This is a genomic window from Coriobacteriia bacterium (genome assembly GCA_016649875.1).
In the GTDB taxonomy this organism is placed as follows: domain Bacteria; phylum Actinomycetota; class Coriobacteriia; order WRKU01; family JAENWW01; genus JAENWW01.
The window spans coordinates 40,793-61,760 of record JAENWW010000005.1 but is presented as its reverse complement, the minus strand read 5'-3'; the positions used below and the strand labels follow the sequence as shown (position 1 = coordinate 61,760).

Here is a 20,968-nt window from a genome sequence, read left to right as displayed (position 1 = left end):
CTATCTGAAATACTTACGAGGATCGGTGATTTTACCCTCGATGACCGATGCGGCGACCGTCGCAGGGCTGCCCAAGTAGATGAACGCCTCACTGTTGCCCATACGACCCTTGAAGTTACGATTTGCGGTGGAAATGACATTCTCACCGTTTGAGGGGACCCCGTCATGAGTGCCGACGCACGGTCCGCACCCCGGAGTAACCACACAGGCGCCCGCATGCACGAACGTTTGAATATAGCCGGCCTCCATCGCCTGCAGATAAATGTCTTTCGAGGCCGGAGCGACGATGAAGCGCACGCCGTCGGCGATATGCTTGCCTTCCAAAATTTTTGCGGCGACTGCGAAGTCCTCGAGACGCCCGTTCGTACAGGTGCCGAGAAACCCTTGTGCAATCGGCGTGCCTTCGACCTCATCGATGGGAGAAACATTGTCGACCGAATGCGGTTTGGCAATTTGAGGAACGATTGTATCGGTATTGATTTCAATGATTTGCTCATACACGGCATCAGCATCGGCGGATTGCGGATGCAGTTCCTTGTCCGAATGCGCTTTGCACCATGCAATCGTCTTATCGTCGGCCTCCATCAGACCGGCCTTCGCACCGACCTCGATGGCCATGTTCGAAATGGTCATGCGTGCTTCCACCGAAAGTGCGTCGATGACCGGACCGCTGAATTCGAGAGCTTTATACGTTGCACCGTCGGCACCCATCATGCCGACAAGATACAAAATGAGGTCCTTGGAAAAGACACCTTGCGGCAGTGTTCCGTTGAAAACGACTTTAATCGTAGGGGGCACGTTAAACCACAGTTTGCCCGACGCCATGGCCGCAGCGCCGTCAGTCGAGCCGACACCCGTCGAAAAGACGTTGATGGCACCGTAGGTACACGTGTGCGAATCACAGCCGACCATCAAATCACCCGATACCACGTGTCCGCGCTCGGGTATAAGCTGGTGACAGACACCACACCCGACGTCGTAAACCGTGCAACCGGTCGTTTTTCCGAAGTTGCGCATGATGGTATGGAGGGCGCTTACGCCCTCAACAGGACTCGGGCTCGAGTGATCGATGACGAGTGCGACTTTCGACGGGTCGAACACTTCCTTCACGCCCATGTCTTCGAGCGCATTGATGGCGAGAGGCGAAGTTCCATCCTGTCCCATGACGAAGTCCACATCGGCGACGACGATGTCACCGGCATGTGCGTCGGTGCCCGAGTGAAGTGAAAATATCTTTTCTGCGATAGTCTTTCCCGGCATGCGGCTCTAGGCCTCCTTTTTATTCATGTAATTTTGATAGAGGACCACGAGTTCCTTATCGAAAAGCGAGCGATTCAAAAGAACCGATTTCGCGCGAACCGCCGGAAGAAGAGCGGCTGCATCTTGGTGCTCGATGGCTATACCGAACTCGCCGAGCTTCATCTCGATTGTCTTGGAGCCCGAATGCTTTCCCACCACGATTTGGCGCTCGAGGCCGACTTCTTCAGGACTGAATACTTCATATGTTTTCGGGTTCTTGATGACGCCGTCCGCATGAATACCGGACTCATGCGCGAACATGTTCGAACCGACGATGGGGCTCCACGCCGAAACCGTGCGACCTGCCGCGCGCATGACGTAATCGGCAACCTCATGGAAGCGCTTCGTGTCGAATTCGAGATCCATTTGCTCGAGATATTTGAGCGCCATGACGACAACTTCGAGCGCAGCATTGCCGGCACGCTCGCCGAGCCCACCGATGGTGACATTGACCCATCCGGCGCCGGCATGCACGCCTGCGATGGCGTTTGCCACAGCCATACCGAAGTCGTTGTGTGTGTGCATTTCGACTTCGAGACCGGTCTCCTCAATGAGGTGCCTGACTATCGAGTAGCAACGGAAAGGCTCCATGACACCGACCGTGTCGCAGAATCGAATACGATCCGCACCTTCTTCTTTGGCAGCCAAGGCGTATTCGAGGAGGAACCCGAGTTCCGTGCGCGAAGCATCTTCAGCGTTGACCGAAACATACACGCCTTCCGATTTCGCATATTGCACCGACTCGCGCATGGAATCGATGACCCATTTGCGGTCTTTCTTGAGTTTTGTCTTAATGTGGATATCGGAAGTCGCCAAAGAAATCGCAACGGCATCCACTCCGCAATCGATGGAAGTTTTGATATCGGGGATAGTCGCACGGTTCCACCCGAGAATCGATGCGTTGAGTCCGAGATGGGCGATGCGCTCGATGGTTTCGGCTTCATCGCCGCCCATGACCGGAATTCCCGCTTCGATTTGATCGACACCGAGCTCGTCGAGCATCTTTGCGATGGTTACTTTCTCATCATTGGTGAAAACAACGCCGGCTGTTTGCTCACCGTCGCGCAGCGTGGTGTCATCGATTTTTACGTGAACGGTGTCAAGTTTTGAATCGATGGGAAGTTCCCAGACCATATGGTCGGCGGCTTCGTCGGCTAAATTACCTTTGAACATTTGATTCATGTTTGCTCCTCGATACTATTCAATTCAAACAGGTATAAAAGGCATATTAATAGGCAATGGTGCAATTCCTCCATTTAATATGCAACTTTTTTATATAAGCGCGGCAGAATACTATTTTATCGCAAAAAGCCCGCGAAGTCATAGACAACTTCGCGGGCGGGCGCCATATGGTGGCTCTCGTAAGCTCGATTATCGAGAAATACGTTGCAAAATGAGCGCCTCCGCGTGGATGCATCGGGCGATCTCGTCTGCATCGACGCTTTCGTTGCCGGAATGCACTTTCGCCTCGGCTTGATCCTCGGGGCCGAACAGCAAGAAAGTCGCTTCGGGAGAAATCTTTTGCAACTCCGAAAGCAACGGAATCGATGCTCCGCAGCCGATGGTCGAGGCCGGCTTTTCGAATGCCTCACCGAGCGCTTCAAGCGCAAGTTCGCCTGTGGAAGTGTCGAGCGACGTTTGGAACGCCGGCGATGCGAGTTCACGGGTAAAGGTGACTTTCGCGGCGAAAGGCGTATGCGAGGATATATGTCGCTTCACGGCATCGAGAACATCACGGGGGTCGTTGCCTGCCGGGTAGCGCACGGCAACTCGTGCCGTGGCTTTCGGAATGATGATGTTGGCCGCGCTCGCCAAACTCGGAACGTCCATGCCGATGACCGTGGCATTGGGGCGTTTCCAGAGACGCGTCGCGATCGAACCGGTACCGACGAGTTCGACACCGGGCAGCAACTCCGCTTGTTCGCGAAACAACTCTTCGGGGAACTCGGCGCCGTCCTCCTCACCGGTTTTTATGCCTTCGATGACGGTGTTGCCTTTTTCGTCATAAAACGACTGAAGAACATTCATCAACGTTACGAGTGCGTCGGGTGTCGGACCTCCGAATATCCCCGAATGCAAGGCGGAAGAAACCGTCTCGACGGTGACATCGACGTTCACATCGCCGCGCAGGCTCGTGGTGAGAATCGGCTCGCCCACCGAAATGTTGCCCGTATCGGCGATGATATACACGTCGGCTCCGAAGCGATTCGGGTCTTGCGCGATATAATCGGCGAGATGACCGTGAGCCTCTTCTTCACCCTCGATACAAACTTTCAAGTTCACATTCGTTATCGCATCAGGCCCGCCCAGCACATGAAGTGCGCCGAGATGCTGCACGATTCCGGACTTGTCATCTGCGGCGCCGCGACCGTGATAGCGTCCGTCGTCACCGCGTGTCAACGTCCAAGGATCGGTCTTCCACTGCTGCTCGTCTTTCGGAGCGGGCTGAATATCGTAGTGAGCGTACAGGAGTACGGTCGCAACATCGCAGGAAACGTGATGCTCTGCCCAAACAGCCTTGAAGCCGGGACCCACCGAGATGAGTTCGGCGCCATCGAACCCTGCCGCACGAAACATTTCCGAGACCGCGTTACCGCAGGCAATAGTGGGCTCATGATCGTATCCTTCGAACGCCAATGAAGGGTACGCGACCAATGTCGCGAGATCTGACAGAGTCGTGCCCATATACTCGGCGATTGATTGTTTGAGATCGGACACAGGAGGCGTTCCTTTCTTATGATTCGTGCGTGATTTTGTAGCACTTATGAATATGCGTGTTTCGCTCGAAGTCCCGCGGCATGGTGCGTTTGGTGATATCTTCGACTTCGAGATTCGCGGCTTTCAGGCTGTCGACATCGATTTTGAATCCGTGCTTGTTGCAAGAGAAGATAATCTCTCCGCCAGTCGATAAGATTTTCCCGAGTTTGATGAGAAGATCCGCATGATCGCGTACCACATCCCATGTGTCATCCATACGCTTCGAGTTGGAAAAAGTCGGGGGGTCGCAAAAAATCATATCGAACGTTCGCCCGGTATCGATCGCCTCATCGACCCACGTCGTCACATCCGCCTGTTCGAACGCTTCGTTGTCCGTCAGTAGATTATTGCGCTGCATGTTGCGTCGCGCGGCATCGAGATAGGTTTTCGACATGTCGACCGTCGTAGTGTTGTGTGCACCGCCGGCCGCGGCGAACACCGAGACCACGCCCGTATAGGCGAACAAGTTGAGAAATGTCTTGCCCTTCACCGAGGCGCGAATCATCGCCCGGACATCTCTGTGATCGAGGAAAATTCCCGTATCGAGATACTCGGTCAAATTCACTTCGAAGGTCAGCCCGCCTTCCTCGACGAACCCGACGATTTGACCTTGCTCGGTACGCTCGTACTGACTCGAACCCCTTTGGCGCTTGCGCTGCTTTACAATGAGATCGCCTTGCGCGGCATCGAACACCTCGGAGCAGACCTCTCGAACTATTTCCATGCGAGCCGCCGCAAGGCGCGGATCGACGTCTGCCGGTGGGGCATACTCGGCCACATGGACCCACGCGCGCCCTTCACTGATACCAACACCGCGATAGATGTCGATGGCACAGTTGAAATCGGGCAGGTCGGCATCGTATATGCGATAGCACGAAATGCCGGCTTTGCGCGCCCACTTCTCATAATGCTTCTTCATTTTTTCGAGGCGGTTTTTGAAAGGTTCGGGATCTATATCGAATTTCGGCGCGATGGTCTTTTCGCCCTTGCCTCCGAATGCGAGCGGATGCTTGAGATCCTCCTGGAACCCGTGCGACTCCGGGGCTGCGACCTCTTGCGCCTCACCGATGCGGTACACGCTCACCGGAGACAAAATCCTTCCGTTGTAGAATTCTTTGACGCGCGTGGGGTTTAACGCAAGCGTTGCGGAAAGTCGACTGTCCGGTGAGATGATCGCCAAAGTCCACCCGTCGAAACGAAGACGGGCGATTTCTGCGATATTGAGATAGATTTCGACCACTTCATCGGTGGAGGCCAAACGCTCTCCGTACGGCGGGTTGAGCGTCACGAGACCGGGATGGGCGAATCCGAGCGGTGGTTGAGCCGCGCGCAAGTCCATGCGGGCGAGAGAAATTTTCGTGTCGAGTCGTGCGCGGCGAATGACGCGCCGTGCGATCTCGATCGAACGTGCATCGTAATCGCTTCCTACAATCGGCGGAATTTTGTCCGCACCTTGTGCGCGACGATTGTTCGCCTCATCGAGCAGGACATCCCACGCCTCCTCGTCATGTTTCAGCCATTTGGAAAAACCCCAGCGGCGGCGCAACAGCCCCGGTGCGATATCGCCGGCAATCATCGCTCCTTCGACGAGAAGCGTTCCCGAGCCGCACATGAAGTCGACGAGAGGACCGCCTTCTGCGGCGATTTCAGGCCAGCCGGCAGTGAGAAGCATCGCGGCGGCAAGCGTTTCCTTCATGGGGGCGACGACCTGGACTCCGTCTTGACGATAGCCTCTTTTGTGCAGCGGCTCGCCCGCCAAGTCGATTGAAATCTTGGCGCGGTTCTGCATGATGAGCACGTTGATGGTCAGTTCAGGAGTGAGCGGATCGACGTTGGGACGCACGTTGAACATTTCGCGGAATCTATCGGCGACGGCGTCTTTCACTTTCACATTGGTGAACTGTGTATTGCGCAAACTTTCGTTGACACCGGTCGATTGCACCACGAGCGTACCGGTGGCGCGCATGTGCTCCTCCCACGGCATCGCTTTAACTCCCGCGTAAAGCGTTTCGGCGGAAGTCGCATCCACCTCGCCCAAAGAAAGCAGCACGCGCGAGGCAAGCCGCGACCACAGACAGATGCGATAGGCGTCTTTGATGGTTCCGGTGAAAAGGACACCGCCGTGTTGCGGACGTACACTGTGAGTCCGCATGGCGCGCATTTCGTCGGCGAGCAACGGCTCGAGGCCGGTCGCACACGTGACGAAGAACGGATAACTGGTAAAAGGTGCGGGCATTAGTTTTCGCCTAAGTACATCAGCATTATCGCCTGCGTGCCGAGAATCTTGCCGTCGTGGTCTTCCGCGAGTTTGACGTAGAGCTCTTTCGCAAGCCGAGTCGCGGGCAGATCGACTCCCATTTCGCTCGCTTGTTCGAGTGCGATTTTCAAATCTTTGATGAAATGCTTCACGTAAAATCCGGCCGCGTAGTCGCCTTTGAGCACACGCGGTCCGTAATTGGAAAGCGACCACGTCTGCGACGACCCGCCGGAAAGCGTCTCGATGACACGCATCGGATCAAGACCGGCCGCCTTGGCGTAGGCAAGTGATTCGGCCATCCCGAGCATGGTGGCGGCGATATTGATTTGGTTCGCCATCTTGCAGTGTTGCCCGCTGCCGGGACCGCCGTGAAGCGCGAAAGACGTTCCCATGACTCTGAAAAGAGGAAGCGCACGGTCGAAGTTTTCTTGCGTTCCGCCGACCATGATGGTCAACGTCGCATTCTTCGCACCCGTATCGCCGCCCGAAACCGGCGCATCGAGCATACCGAGATTGCGCGCCGCAGCCCTATCGGCCAATTTTTCGGCGAGCGACGGAGAGGATGTCGTCATGTCGATAAGGAGTGTACCCTCTCGCGCACTTTCGATAATCCCGTCTTTTCCCGTATAGATTTCCTCGACATCACTCGGATAACCGACCATGGAAATCACCACGTCGGCCTCGGCACTTGCGGAAGCGGGAGAACTCGCCCACGTGGCCCCTCGGGCGATGAGATTATCCGTGCGAGATTTCGTGCGATTGTACACGACAACCTCGTAGCCTGCATCAAGCAGATGCCCTGCCATCGCATTTCCCATGACACCGCATCCGATGAATCCTATTCTTTCCATAACGTCACACACGCCCTAACTTCTCAAGGAGCCATGCCGTATTCTCTCCGAGCTTGCGCATGGTTTCCATGCCCTCCTCGTCGTTTTCTTTCACAGCGCCGATCGGTGCACCGAGACCGACGTTCCAATAGGAGGAACCGACGGTGACCATCTCGCTGATAGTAAAAAGATGATTGATGGTGTCGAACGTGTGAATCGCACCGCCGCGTCGTGCGGTGACCACGGCCGCTCCGACTTTGCGGCGGAGAAGCCCTCCGTTCGCCATCGCGACATATCCGATGCGATCGATGAATGCTTTCATCTCAGTGGACACATCGCCGAAATAGGTCGGCGATCCGAGAAACAAAACATCCGCCTCCCAGACTTTCCCCATGATTTCAGCGATGAAATCCTTGCGCCCGTGGCAGGCACGGTCCCTCTTCTCCTTGCATTTGCCGCAGGCCGTACAACCGCGCACATCCTCGGCTGCAAGTGACACCATCTCACACTCGTGCCCGACCGCCTCCAGCGGAGCGAGAGCGGCGACAAGCATATCGTGGGTGTTGCCCTTTTTCCGAGCCGAACCGTTGATCGCCAGTATTTTCATCTTTTTACCTCACTGCTCTTTATCGTTTTTGCTCCCGCGGCACGCATCTGTGCGATGGCACGTTTGCCATCGCCCTCCTCCGCATTCACCGCACGGGTTGCATCCTCTATCAGCGTAACATCGAAACCGAGGTGCAGAGCGTCGAGCACGCTGAACTTCACACAATAATCGAGAGCCAAACCACACACGAAAATCTTCGAAATGCCGCAGTCACGCAAATATTCAGCCAGTCCGGTGTCGTTTTGCCCGTTGTTATCGAAAAATGCGGAATACGAATCGACGAGTGGGTCCATCCCTTTGCATACGAATTTCGTGAGGGGGCCGTTGCGCAATTCCTCGGCCAACTCGGCGCCGACCGAATTCTGCACGCAATGATCGGGCCACAACATTTGGGCGACACCGTCGACTTCGACGACATCCCCGAGAGCACGTCCTTCATGCGAAGAAGCGAATGAGACATGCCCTTTCGGGTGGTAATCGATGGTGGCGATGACCGAATCGAATTCATCCATGAGACCGTTGATCACCGGGAGCACCTCATCCCCTCGCGGAACGGCGAGCGCGCCTCCGGCTAGAAAATCATTTTGGACATCGACTACCAAAAGCGCCTCATCACTCATATGAGCCTCCGTTTCCTCTGCTGCGTGCTTCTTCGAGGAGACGGTTGCGCACATCATACAGCGATTGTTCGAGCCCGACTGGATAGGTGTGCGGATTCAGAAAACGTAGCTGCGTCTCATGCAGATGACGTATGCCTTCATGAGCTCGCGCCTGGACTTGGCGAATGGTCGGCAACTCATACACGAGCCTTCCGGACTCAAACATCGGAATCAACAGTTCCCAGTAGACCGCTTCGGTCTCGAAGCGCTTTCTCCTCATTGAGTCGAAGGGGTCCACCATAACCGCAGCCGCGGATTTCGGAGCATTCTGCAGATCGTACACCATATCTCCGGCATAGCTTCCGTCTTCTCGCACATACCGACGAACTCCGTGAATTCCCGGAGTCGTGATTTTGTTCGCTTGTGAGGATACTTTGATGCGCGGCGACCATGTTTCATCGCCCTGTTTACGGATGGCCGTCAATTTATAAACTCCCCCGAGTGCAGGCTGGTCGAATGCGGTGGCCATCTTCGTGCCGACTCCCCACACGTCTATGGGCGCGCCCTGATCTTTCAGCGAGGAGATCGTGTATTCGTCAAGTTCATTGGAGGCGAAAATCTTCGCATGCGTTAGCCCCGCATCATCAAGCATTTTCCGCGCCTCTTTCGAGAGCCATGCAAGGTCGCCCGAGTCGATACGGATTCCCACAAAATGCTCCCCGCGCGCCTCCATCGCACGTCCCGACTCGATGGCGTACTTCACCCCGCGCAGCGTGTCATAGGTGTCGACGAGGAGCACCACGTTATTCGGCGATGTTTCGACATAGGCGTCAAACGACTCTTTCTCAGAATCAAACGCCATAATCCACGAGTGGGCGTGCGTACCGGCGACCGGTATATCGTAGACTTGCCCGGCGAGAGTGTTCGAAGTGGCGGCACAACCTCCGATGAACGAGGCACGACTCGCCATGAGACCGCCGTCGGGACCTTGCGCACGCCGCAACCCGAATTCCAAAATCGCGTCCCCTTTCGCGGCGATATTGCACCTTGCGGCCTTCGTCGCGACAAGCGTTGAAAAGTTGATTATGTTCAAGAGCGTCGTTTCGACGATTTGGCACTGTTCAATGGGACCCGATACTTTGAAAATCGGCTCGCGCGCAAAAATAACCGTTCCTTCTTCGACGGCTTCGACGTTGCACGCGAATTTCATCTCTTTGAGATGCTTGAGGAAGACATCGACGAAAAGGTGTGTTCCGTCGCCGGCTTCGAGCGTCGCGAGATAAGCGATATCGTCATCCGTAAAACCGAAGTTATCCAAGAATTCGATTGCGGGCTCGATTCCCCCCGCAATGGCGAAGCCACCCGAAAAGGGATTTTCACGGAAAAATATCGTGAAGTTCGCCTCGAGATACTCTTTTCCTGAAAGAAAATAACCTTGCGCCATCGTCAGTTGATAAAGATCAGTGAGCATGGGGTCGACAATCGGTTTTTGTTTCATCATTTGCTCCGAATACTGTTCTCTTATGAAGAATTACTGCGAATAACCTGCGAACGCCTACCCCTGTAGCTTGCGCCTCAATACCTCGTTGATGACTTTCGGGTTGCCTTGTCCCTGCATTTCGCGCATGACTTGGCCGACGAAAAAGCCGATGAGTCCTTGCTTTCCCCCACGATATTCCTCCACCTTGTCGAGATTGGCGGCCATGATCTTATCGACGACATCTTCGATGGCACCTGAATCCGATACCTGTTTCATACCTTTTTCTTCAACGATGAGCGCAGGCATTTTGCCGGACTCGACCATGGCGAGAAAGACATCCTTCGCCTGTTTGGAAGAAATCGTTCCGTCATCCACCAACGTGACGAGTTGACCGATGTGAGCCGGCGTGACCTTGTTCTCGAGAACACCGAGCCCACTCGCATTCAAGTAAGCCGAATAGTCGTTGAGCACCAGATTGCTGACTGCTTTGGCGAGTTTCGGTGAACAGGCGGCGACCGCCTGTTCGTAGAACGTGGCCATATCGAGATCGGACGTCAAAACGAAGGCATCGAAATTCGGCAGACCGTACTCTTTGATGAAGCGGGCTTTGCGCGCATCGGGCAGTTCGGGGAGGCGTGTCTTGACGGTCTCGACGAATTCTTCAGAAAACTCGAACGGAACCATATCCGGCTCGGGAAAATAGCGATAATCGTGCGCTTCTTCTTTACTGCGCAAAGTGCTCGTGACCTTCGCCGCGTTATCATAGTGGCGCGTTTCTTGAATGATGGTTCCTCCGGCGTCGAGAATATCGGCCTGACGAACTATCTCATAGGCGAGCCCGTCATGCAGCGTTTTGAATGAATTTATATTTTTGAGTTCCGCCTTTGTTCCGAGTTCGGTTTCTCCGCGCTTACGAACGGAAATGTTGGCATCGACGCGAAGGGAACCTTCTTCCATGCTGCAGTCGCTGACACCCAGCGAAAGCCAAGTGAGGCGGAGCTTTTGGGCAAAACGGCGCGCCTCCTCCGGTGTACGCAAATCGGGTTCGGAGACAAGTTCCATGAGTGGCGTTCCCGCACGGTTGAAGTCCACCAGCGACTTGGTCGCACCAGCGATTCTCCCTTCGGAGCCGCCGACATGGATCATTTTCGCCGTATCCTCTTCGAGATGGATACGCGTGATGCCTATTTTGGCCGTGTAGCCGTCCGAAGTGACCTCGACATTTTCTGCCGTGTCCCTATCGAGACGCTCCGCGACACCCTCTTCATCCACATCGATGAACACTTGTCCATCGACACAGAAAGGAAGGTCGTATTGCGAAATCTGATAGTCCTTCGGCATATCGGGATAAAAATAGTTTTTACGATGGAACATGCTGCGCCGTGCAATCGAACAATTCGTCGCAAGACCGGCCAGCACCGTCCACTCGACTGCCGCTTTGTTCGGAACCGGGAGTGCTCCGGGAAGTCCGAGGCAAACGGGGCAGACCCGTGAGTTCGGTCCTCCTCCGAAAGCTACCTCGCATCCGCAAAACATCTTCGTTTTAGTCGCAGTGATCTCGGTATGGATCTCAAGCCCGATAACCGCCTCGTAACGCTCGAGTACTTCGAATAAACGATCCTTTGCCATAACGACTACTTTCCTTTCACAGGGTACTTATCGTGCACCGTTCACGGGTGCATAAAGCAAAACGGACATGCCTAATCTATATGAGCTTCGACCGGCGGGAAACTGTTGCACCACCGTATTATTGCCGTTGTTCGAACTGTCGGCCGCCACCACGACAGGTACGAGACCGATGCTCGTGAGTTCTTGCTGTGCTTGGGACACGGATTCTCTCAAGACATCGGGGACTATGACCGTCGAAGAAGGCCCGACCGACATGAGGAGCCCCACCGAATCGCCTTTTTGAAGGATTGTATTTTTAGAAATCGGCATCTGCGCGATAACGTTTCCCGCAGGCACGTCACGGTCGGTCGCATAGACGGTCTGAACGCTCAAACCCGCCGAAATTATTATTTTTTGCGCATCGGCGGACGTAAGACCGACAACATCGGGCACGCTCGTTTGTGCAACCGAGCTCGGTTTTGACACGAGCAGTTGGACGACGGTGCGGGGAGACACCGCACTTTGAGACGAAGGCGTTTGCACGACGACTTCATTCGCATTGCCGAAACTCGTGGAGGCGTAATATATCGTCGGGTTCAGACCCTTGCTCCGCAAAACACTCCCGGCCTCGTCGGCGCCCAGTCCGAGAACGCGTGGCACCGCTATCGTATCCGAATATCGACCGGAGGAAATCAATACCGTGACGCTCGTTGTGGCAGCGACCGCCGTCTCCGATACCGGCAACTGTCCGACGACGTGCCCTTTCGAAATCGTATCGCTGTAAGTACTCACATTCACCATTGAAAGTCGGCTGTCGGTGAGCGCCGTCTGAGCCTCTTTCTCGGTCATACCGGTGAGGCTGGGAACGCTTGTCATATCGCCGGCTTTGGCGATGACGAGCGAGACTTTCGTACCCTTTACCACCCGGATATCGACTCGTGGATCCTGATTCACCACCGTACCCTCTTCGACGCCGGTCACCTCCCGTTCGGTCATATCACCGAGTGCAAGACCTTGTGCATTCAGCGTGTGGATGGCTTCAACGGACGATTTGCCCACAAGATCGGGCACGGAAACGGACGGAGCTATGACGAACTTATAGAGCAGAATACCGGCGACAATCAAAACGATGAGCCCGCCGACGACGAATCCGCGATAAAGACCGGTCCGATCGGGCTGATTGTCCGGATCGTAATCCACCCCTTTGCCGAAAATTCCACCGGGGAGTTTGAAAAGATGGGAATCAAGATCGGGCATCGGATTGGGGTCGGCATCAAGTATCTCTTCTTGCACGGGAAGAACGACATCGATCTCATGGCGGAGTCCGACGAGAGCGCCTTCGATGACCCTGTCGTCGTCTTGCGAGATCGAGACGACGGGAAAAGTGCCATTCGTCGATTCCTCATCGGGGACCTCCCCGAGCACGGTCGACGTGGTCAAAGGTTGCGGCAACGGGTCTACGACCTCTTCGAGAAGTTCGGCGGAACGTTCGTTCCTCGGCTCTATGACGCTCTGTATTTTTTCCCAAAACTTCACTGTCGTTATTCCCTTTTAGCCGAGCCGAGCAGGAACTGAGTCGAACTTGAATAGTTCTTCAAGCGTGCTCGCAACCGTGAGCACCTTCGACTCCTCGAAGTAGTTTCCGATGAGTTGAAGTCCCATGGGCATGCCGTCTTTTTTCGAACATCCCATGGGTATCGAAAGCCCCACATTGCCCGCGAGATTGACGGGAATGGTGAAGACATCCGAGAGATACATGGAGAGCGGATCGGCTGTTTTCTCGCCGAGCTTAAAAGCGGTGGTCGGAGTGGTCGGCATCAAAATGACATCATAATCGGCGAATGCCTTGTCGAAATCCTGTTTAATGACGGTGCGTGCTTTTTGAGCTTGACCGTAGTAGGCATCGTAGTAGCCTGCTGAAAGAGCATAGGTGCCGATCATGATGCGGCGGATGGTTTCGGGTCCGAAGCCCAGAGAGCGCGAGCGCATATACAAATCGAGCACATCGGTCGCATCATCAACGCGAAGACCGTAGCGAATACCATCGAGGCGGGCGAGGTTGCTCGAAGCTTCGGCAGGTCCCACGATATAGTACGCGCTGAGCCCGTATTCGGCGTTCGGCAAGGTGACTTCGCCGACATGGGCGCCGGCTGCCGCGAGTTGCTCGGCGGCGTTAAGGACACCTTCTTTTATCTCGGGGTCGAGCCCGGCGATATCAAGCATATCGGTTGCAACGGCGATTTTCATACCTTTGACATCTTTTTTCAGAGCCCGCGTGAAATCCTCGGGTTCGCGAACGACGCTCGTCGCATCGAAACTGTCTTTTCCTGAAATCGCATTGAGCACAAGCGCACAATCTTCAACCGTTTTGGAAAACGGACCGATTTGGTCCAGCGATGAGGCAAAGGCGACACATCCGTAGCGAGAAACGCGACCGTAGGTCGGCTTGAGCGCAACGGTTCCGGTGAATGCACCCGGTTGCCGAATCGATCCGCCCGTATCGGAACCAAGCGTGGCAGAAACCATGCCTGAGGCGACCGCGGCCGCCGATCCGCCGGAAGACCCGCCCGGAACCCTGTCTGTGTCCCACGGATTCTTGGTGGGACCGAAGGCGGAGTTTTCCGTGGATGAGCCGAAAGCGAATTCATCCATATTGAGTTTTCCGAGAGGAAGCGTATTCACGTCGAGAAGCTTGCGAACCGCGGTGCAATCATACATCGACTCATACTTCTCCAGCATGCGGGAAGAACAGGTCGTACGCGTACCGAGTAGGTTCATGTTGTCTTTAAAGGCAACCGGCGCGCCCGCCAAAGGTCCGAGCTCATCGACGGTTGCCCCTGTAGCGATTTTCGCATCGAGCTCATCGGCAGCTTTATAAGCAAGCTCAGGCGTCACCTGGTTGAATGCATGCAGACTCTCATCGAGTTGCTCTATGCGGTCGAGAGCGCTTTGCGCGACCTCTCGGGCCGAAACCGTTTTCGAAGTGACGAGTGCGGAAATTTGGGCCGCGCTCAAGGCGGCTATATCGACGCGCGACATTACTCGCCACCTCCCGGACCGACGATACGGGGTATGAGGAAAGCGTCTCCCTCGCGAGCCGGGGCGTTCATCAGCGCAGTCTCGACGGAGAAACCGGGGACGATTTCATCTTCTCGCATGGAGTTGACCATGGGCACCGGATGGGTCATCAGTTCAACCCCTTCGAGGTCGAGCTTCGAAATCTGCTCGATATGCCCGAGAATCGAATTCAATTCGCCCTCGAGCTTCTCAATCTGGTCGTCACTTAACCCGAGACGCGCCAGTAATGCAACATGGCGCACCTCTTCATTCGAAAGCGACATCCGGCAAACACCTTCCTTAAAAAATTATGTCAGTGGCACGGTAATTTTTATGAGCATAGTAATTTTCCATGATACCGTACCTCAAACTCAGTGGGGCGATTTCGCACTGAATTCGCACTATAAAATATCTGATTGTGGAGAGACTCGAGCCGGCTGATCACAGATGTGTTTTCGAAGCGACATAAAAGGCCGCGGCTACCAGTGTCGCGTTATAAAACGCATGGAGCACGATTGCGGGCCAAAGCGTAGTACACTTGCGAGCCAAATATCCGGTTGCCATTCCGAGAACGAGGTTGAGCGAAAAAGCCCACCATGACAGGTGATACAGCGAAAACGCGAGACTGCTCAAAAGTACGGCCGCCCACCCGGGCATGGCAGATGAAAACCATTCAAGCAAAACACCCCTGAAAATCAGTTCTTCAACGAAAGGCGCGAGCAAAACGATGCTGACGACCGCAAGAATCAGGCCGAATCCCGAGTTTCCGAACAATTCGACCAAGCCGTTTGTTTGAGGAGGATGCCATCCGATATTTTGCGTGAGAAGAGCCCACCCTATACCGAGCGCACGAAGAGCGATGAGAAAACCGGCTATCAATGCCGCACTTGAAGCGATACCGGCGATTTTCGATGAATCGGCATCGGACGCGTCCACGTCGGGCTCGTGCCTCAAACGGTATTTGACGGTGAACTTGGCCCTGTGGCGATACGCGATATAAGAAAGCGCGATGATCTCGACACCGTAAAACAGCACTGTCAAGCCCGTGCGAATACCTGTCTGCCCCGCACGCGGCATGAGGGTGACCAATTGATTTCGCAAGAGACCCGCCGAAATAAGCATGGAGAACATGAGGAGCACGCCCAACAGCAGCGCATCACTTCCGCTACGGGCGGACTTCTCAGGCGGAGCAACCACGCGAGAGCGCTGTACCGGCGAAGAGCGGTCGAGATTTTGCTTACTCATCGGCAACACCGGGTTCTTGTTCGTCAACAGCTTTTCCGAGGAGTTCCTCGAGACCGTCTTCATCAAGCACCGTCACACCCAATGCAAGCGCTTTATCGTATTTCGAGCCGGGTGCCTCGCCGGCAACCACATACGACGTTTTCGCCGAAACGCTCCCCGATACCTTGCCCCCCCGTGCCTTCAGCTCTTCGCCGGCTTGCGTTCGAGAAAACTTGGTCAGCGTACCGGTGAGGACGAATGTTTTACCCGCGAGGGTTTGCGGGAGTTTTTCCGCCGGCACGCCGGACAGATCGACACCGACACGGATGAGATCGGCGAGTACTTTTCGATTGGAATCCAGCGAAAAAAAGTCGCAAACCGCTTCGGCGATTTTAGGACCGATGCTCGGAATGGCGCTTAACTCTTCGGGTGTCGCCGCCGATATTTCCGAAATGCCGCCCAGTTCCTCGACGAGCAATTCGGCCACCGTCGCCCCGACGTGACGTACACCGAGGCCGAAAAGCAACTTTGACACAGCCCTGTGCTTTGAGCCTTCGATGTTGTCGAGAACCTTCTGCGCCATAACCGTTCCGAACGCAGCCGGAGTCCCGTCCTGTTTGATGCGACCGAGATCGAGATCGGCCAGCTGATCGAGCGTGAGCGCATAAAAGTCGCTCACCTTGCACACAAGCCCCGACTCGATGAGTTTTGCAATCGTCTCGGTACCGAGTCCCTCGATGTCGGAGGCCCCTCTGCTCACCCAATGGCTGAGACGTTCCTGGAGCTGCGCCGGACACGCACTGTTTTCACAACGGAGCGCGGCTTCGTCTTTATCTCGGTGAACGGGAGAACCGCAACTGGGACACACGGTCGGCATCACGAACGGGTACTCCTCGCCGGTGCGCAGACCCTCGATCGGACTCTCGACTTCGGGAATCACATCGCCGGCCTTATGAACGACGATGGTATCGCCTATTAAAATACCCTTACGGACGATTTCATCCTCATTGTGCAACGTCGCACGGGAAATCGTCGAACCGGCAACCGACACCGGGTCGAATTCGGCAACGGGGGTGAGCACACCGGTACGCCCCACCTGAATGCGTATTTCTCGAAGAACCGTCGTTTTTTCCTCGGGAGGAAACTTATAGGCAATCGCCCACCGCGGCGCGCGAGCGGTGAACCCGAGCTCCTCTTGAATGGCGAACGAGTCGACCTTCACGACGACTCCGTCAATCTCATAAGGTAGATCGAAGCGAGTCTCCAGAGCTTTTTTACAAAACTCGCGTACCTCCGCGGCGCTCCGGCAGACTTTGACATCGGGATTGACGTGAAAATGCGAATCGGAAAGAAGTTGCAAGAACTCCGACTGCGTCGCCGTGAGAAGACCTTCGTCGCCGCGCGCATACATGAACGTCGCCAAATCCCGCGAGGCCGAAATACGCGGATCCTTTTGGCGCAACGAACCTGCCGCCGCATTGCGCGGATTAGCAAATGTCTGATGGCCTTTTTCTTCCTGCGCCTTATTGATGGCGTCGAAGCTCTTCTTGGGGAGGTACACCTCGCCACGCAATTCCACCGATGCCAAATCCGCAAGCTTGCCCTCGGCGAGTCGCAGAGGGATATCTTTTATGGTGCGCACGTTGGCGGTGACATCTTCGCCCCGGGTACCGTCTCCGCGTGTCGCCGCGCGAACCAGTATCCCGTTTTCATAGGTCAAAGCGATGGAGGAACCATCAATTTTCAGCTCGGCTATGAACTCGACGCCTTCCTTGGAGCCGTCGAGGGCCTCAAGTGTTCGAGTGAGCCAAGCGTCGAGCTCGTCGAAGTCCATCGCGTTGCCCAGCGAATACATCCTGGTCGCATGATGCACGGATGCAAACGACTCGACAGGTGCGGCGCCGATGCGCTGCGTCGGTGAATCGGGCGTGATGAGATGGGGATATTTCGCCTCGAGTTCGGTCAACTCACGAAGCAGTGAATCATACGTCGCATCCGAAATCGAGGGCGCATCTTTCGCATAGTAGAGATAGGAATGTCGATCGAGTTCACGGCGCAACTCTTCGATGCGAAGTTCGACATTCGAAGGAGGATTCGCACCCTGCTGCGCGCTTATTGATGAATCATTATGTAGGGAGAACAAATCGCTCATGAGAGTTTGGACGCCGTTACAAGTGCAGCGGCTTTCACGACCTCGCTTAACGTGGGATGGGCGAACACATTGGATCCGAGCTGCCCGACGGTCACGCCCGCACACATTGCGTTCGACACCTCGGTGATGAGCTCCACGGCCTCAGCTCCGACGATTTGAGCGCCAAGTATTCGTCCACTCGACTTTTCAGCAACGATTTGTGCGAAGCCGTCTTTTTCTCCGGCGGAAAGCGCCTTGCCGTTGCCGGCGTACTTGGCGACTCCGGTCACGGCTTCGACGCCTTGCGCTTTCGCCTTATCGGCGGTCATTCCGACGACGCCGACTTCGGGGAACGTATACACACAGCCCGGGACCACATTGAGATCGACGAGTTCTTCGGGCGCCCGATTCTCGAGTGCATTCAAAGCGTTGCGTGCGGCAGCGATTCCTTCGGCCTCTGCAACGTGAGCGAGCATCATGCCGGCGATCGCGTCGCCGACAGCGTATATATTGGGCTTGTTCGTCTGAAAAAATTCGTTCACTTTCACGGCACGACGATCGAATTCGATACCGACCTCCGCGAAACCGAAACCTTGTGTGTTCGGGATGCGGCCGACGGCGCTCATCAAGACATTTGCATCAAGCGTTTCGCCGTTTGACAACGTCGCACGAACACGATCGGGAGCGATTTCTTCGACCTTATCGACCGAGGTTTTCAAATACAAGTCGATTCCCTGCTCTTTGAGGGCACCGGCCAGCGTGCGCGTGACGCGCTTATCATTGCCGGGAAGCAAGGACTCGGAAAGCTCGACGACGCTGACTTTGCAACCGAACGATGCATACGCGCAGGCGAATTCGACACCGATGACGCCGCCGCCGATGATGATGATTTCTGCGGGAATCTCTTTAAGTGCCACCGCATCGTCGCTCGTCCACACATTTTTGAGCGTATGGTCGATTCCGGGAAGTCTGAGAGGAACCGATCCGGTTGCAAGGATAATCGCATCGGCGACAAACGTTTTCGTCGACGAGCCATCTTCGGCGGGTTGTTCGAGCTTCACTTCAATAGTGGTCTCTGTGACAAGCGTTCCCTCTCCGTAGACGACCTCGACTTTGAGGCGTTTGGCGTTTTGGACGATTTGACCGACCAACTCGTCGACGACCCCCTCTTTGCGAACGCGCAGACGATCGACATCGACACGCGCAGGCTCGATGTCGATGAGTCCGAGCCTGCCGGCTTGGACGGTTTCATTGATGACGGCCGCGGTGCGAAGAATCGTCTTGGTCGGAATACAACCGACATTCAAACATGTTCCGCCGAGACGACGGCGTTCGACCAAAGTCACCTCTGCTCCTCGCTCAGCCGCTTCGAATGCAGCCGCGTAACCACCGGGTCCTCCACCGAGAATTACCATCTTCTTCGCCACGCTGCAACACCCTTCCCATCGAAATCATACCTACCGTTTAAAATTCTCGAACATCTGTCCGTTTCGAGAAATCATACCTCACTTCATTTTGAAACGACACCGGCTTCGCGCAAAATCCCGACACCCGTTTCGATATCACCGAGCGGCATCATGTGGATACCGTCGGCGACTTCAAAAAGAACCTTCGCCTGCTCGATTGCAATACGCACCGAGGTTTCATAGGGATCCTTCGCCGAAATTATTTCACGGGCAACCGAGTCGGAAACCATCAGACCGGCCAACCGGTTGTTGATGAAGTTGATCGTTCGTTCGCTTTTCAGCAAAAGAACACCGGCTATGACGTGCGCACCCATATCTTTGATCTCAAGCACACGCCGCGCGAACACCTCGATATCCATGCACGCTTGCGTTTGAAAAAAGCGCGCACCCGCATCGATTTTGCCGGCAATGCGTCGTTTCTGGATATCCCACGGCTCGGCTTCGGGAAAAGCGGCCGCCCCGACATAAAAGTCCGTCGCCCCGTCAATCGGGTTACCGTTCATGTCGTGGCCCTCGTTGAGGTCGCACGCGACCCTGATGAGTTGCGTCGAATCGATGTCGAACACTCCCTTAGCCTGCGGATGATCGCCTGCGTGGGGGTTGTCGCCGGTAACGGCGAGGAAATTCTCGAGCCCATACGTCGATGCCGCGAGCAAGTCGGATTCGAGCGCGAGACGATTCCTGTCACGACACGTTTGCTGGAACACCGGTTCGACGAGACCGGTATCGAGCGTGAGGCGAGAGGCAGCCAACGCGCTGAGATGGAGCGTCGCCCCCTGATTGTCGGTTATGTTGACGGCGTCGGCCACCGATGCATATGCTTTGACCTCTGCCAGCATCCTGTCGCAGTTATTTCCGCGCGGAGGAGCGACTTCGCCGGTTATGACAAACTCTCCCACCTCGAGCTTTTCTCGAAATCTTCCCATTATCGCTCCCCTTGTGTTCGGGCGGTATTTTTCTCCCCGGATTCGGATCTATCCGACAAGCTTTTACGAACACGCGGCTTCCGAATATTCACATGTCCCGGTTTCAGGCTCACCCCGTAGTTCTTCGGCGGCAGAGAAATGGGCTGCAAACGATGCTGTTTTTCAAGCCTCCGCTGGATACGCACATGGGCACACTCATGGTCGGGTATCACTTCACACATACCGTCCCACATACCGCCGCACGGACCGTTGAGCAATCCTTTGGGACACTGGGTCAGCGGGCAGATGCCCGCAGTCTTATCCAATATGCAATCCCCGCACATCCGGCACCGCTCCGAAAACTCACCTTGGCGTACGATGGCGCCCAAAAAAACACTGTCGAGCGCGGGAAAGACCGGCACATCGACGAACTCGGCGACGGTTTGGACTCCCGATCCGCATGCGAAGACGATGACTGCATCGGCCTCACGTATCACCTCGGCGTTCTTGCGAATGGTGGAACGAGTGCCCCCGACGTTACAGGTGATTTCCGTACCGACCGTATGGCCGAGCACCGTATAGCCCGCCTCTTGAAGTTTTGCGGCCGCCGCGAGCAGTTCGGGCTCACCGCCGGTTTTGGCCACGGTCGCGCAGGAGCCGCAGCCCACCAGAAAGACGCTCTCGGCATCTACATCGCGTAAGTTGGAAAGGATATGGTCGAACTCTTTGGGCGTGGTGATAATCACTG

17 protein-coding genes are annotated in these 20,968 nt (G+C 55.4%); all 17 read right to left on the bottom strand.

The window, feature by feature from the left end; genetic code table 11:
- Entirely contained in the window at positions 1-1,260 is a 1,260-nt protein-coding gene (locus tag JJE36_03120) for a 3-isopropylmalate dehydratase large subunit (protein MBK5211293.1), read from the bottom strand.
- Positions 1,261-1,266: 6 nt separating this feature from the next.
- The gene (nifV, locus tag JJE36_03115; GenBank protein MBK5211292.1) at positions 1,267-2,433 is read right to left on the bottom strand and encodes a homocitrate synthase; all 1,167 of its coding nucleotides are present in this window, start codon (positions 2,431-2,433) and stop codon (positions 1,267-1,269) included.
- 237 nt (positions 2,434-2,670) lie between these two features.
- The gene (locus JJE36_03110; GenBank protein MBK5211291.1) at positions 2,671-4,017 is read right to left on the bottom strand and encodes a M20/M25/M40 family metallo-hydrolase; all 1,347 of its coding nucleotides are present in this window, start codon (positions 4,015-4,017) and stop codon (positions 2,671-2,673) included.
- A 16-nt stretch (positions 4,018-4,033) separates the two neighbouring features.
- Positions 4,034-6,292 (bottom strand): bifunctional 23S rRNA (guanine(2069)-N(7))-methyltransferase RlmK/23S rRNA (guanine(2445)-N(2))-methyltransferase RlmL, encoded by a 2,259-nt coding sequence (rlmKL, locus tag JJE36_03105; GenBank protein MBK5211290.1) that lies wholly within the window; start codon positions 6,290-6,292, stop codon positions 4,034-4,036.
- Positions 6,292-7,164 (bottom strand): NAD(P)-dependent oxidoreductase, encoded by an 873-nt coding sequence (locus JJE36_03100; protein ID MBK5211289.1) that lies wholly within the window; start codon positions 7,162-7,164, stop codon positions 6,292-6,294. The genes rlmKL and JJE36_03100 overlap by 1 nt, the downstream gene beginning before the upstream one ends.
- Before the next feature lie 4 nt (positions 7,165-7,168).
- Complete coding sequence (locus JJE36_03095; protein MBK5211288.1) at positions 7,169-7,750, bottom strand: flavodoxin family protein; 582 nt, start codon at positions 7,748-7,750, stop codon at positions 7,169-7,171.
- Positions 7,747-8,370, bottom strand: coding sequence for a bifunctional nicotinamidase/pyrazinamidase (pncA, locus tag JJE36_03090; protein MBK5211287.1), 624 nt, complete (start codon positions 8,368-8,370; stop codon positions 7,747-7,749). Before pncA ends, JJE36_03095 begins: the two co-directional genes overlap by 4 nt.
- Positions 8,363-9,850 (bottom strand): nicotinate phosphoribosyltransferase, encoded by a 1,488-nt coding sequence (locus JJE36_03085; GenBank protein ID MBK5211286.1) that lies wholly within the window; start codon positions 9,848-9,850, stop codon positions 8,363-8,365. Before JJE36_03085 ends, pncA begins: the two co-directional genes overlap by 8 nt.
- Before the next feature lie 54 nt (positions 9,851-9,904).
- Positions 9,905-11,458 (bottom strand): Asp-tRNA(Asn)/Glu-tRNA(Gln) amidotransferase subunit GatB, encoded by a 1,554-nt coding sequence (gene gatB, locus JJE36_03080; GenBank protein MBK5211285.1) that lies wholly within the window; start codon positions 11,456-11,458, stop codon positions 9,905-9,907.
- A 27-nt stretch (positions 11,459-11,485) separates the two neighbouring features.
- Entirely contained in the window at positions 11,486-12,973 is a 1,488-nt protein-coding gene (locus tag JJE36_03075; protein ID MBK5211284.1) for a PASTA domain-containing protein, read from the bottom strand.
- Positions 12,974-12,988: 15 nt separating this feature from the next.
- Entirely contained in the window at positions 12,989-14,476 is a 1,488-nt protein-coding gene (gatA, locus tag JJE36_03070) for an Asp-tRNA(Asn)/Glu-tRNA(Gln) amidotransferase subunit GatA (GenBank protein MBK5211283.1), read from the bottom strand.
- Complete coding sequence (gene gatC / locus JJE36_03065; protein ID MBK5211282.1) at positions 14,476-14,778, bottom strand: Asp-tRNA(Asn)/Glu-tRNA(Gln) amidotransferase subunit GatC; 303 nt, start codon at positions 14,776-14,778, stop codon at positions 14,476-14,478. The genes gatA and gatC overlap by 1 nt, the downstream gene beginning before the upstream one ends.
- 157 nt (positions 14,779-14,935) lie before the next feature.
- Complete coding sequence (locus JJE36_03060; GenBank protein MBK5211281.1) at positions 14,936-15,739, bottom strand: CPBP family intramembrane metalloprotease; 804 nt, start codon at positions 15,737-15,739, stop codon at positions 14,936-14,938.
- Entirely contained in the window at positions 15,732-17,870 is a 2,139-nt protein-coding gene (gene ligA / locus JJE36_03055; protein ID MBK5211280.1) for an NAD-dependent DNA ligase LigA, read from the bottom strand. The genes JJE36_03060 and ligA overlap by 8 nt, the downstream gene beginning before the upstream one ends.
- Positions 17,867-19,276, bottom strand: a complete 1,410-nt coding sequence (lpdA, locus tag JJE36_03050; GenBank protein MBK5211279.1) for a dihydrolipoyl dehydrogenase — start codon at positions 19,274-19,276, stop codon at positions 17,867-17,869. The genes ligA and lpdA overlap by 4 nt, the downstream gene beginning before the upstream one ends.
- 83 nt (positions 19,277-19,359) lie before the next feature.
- Positions 19,360-20,241 (bottom strand): methylenetetrahydrofolate reductase, encoded by an 882-nt coding sequence (locus tag JJE36_03045; protein ID MBK5211278.1) that lies wholly within the window; start codon positions 20,239-20,241, stop codon positions 19,360-19,362.
- The gene (locus JJE36_03040; GenBank protein ID MBK5211277.1) at positions 20,241-20,966 is read right to left on the bottom strand and encodes a methylenetetrahydrofolate reductase C-terminal domain-containing protein; all 726 of its coding nucleotides are present in this window, start codon (positions 20,964-20,966) and stop codon (positions 20,241-20,243) included. The genes JJE36_03045 and JJE36_03040 overlap by 1 nt, the downstream gene beginning before the upstream one ends.
- Positions 20,967-20,968 lie beyond the last annotated feature (2 nt).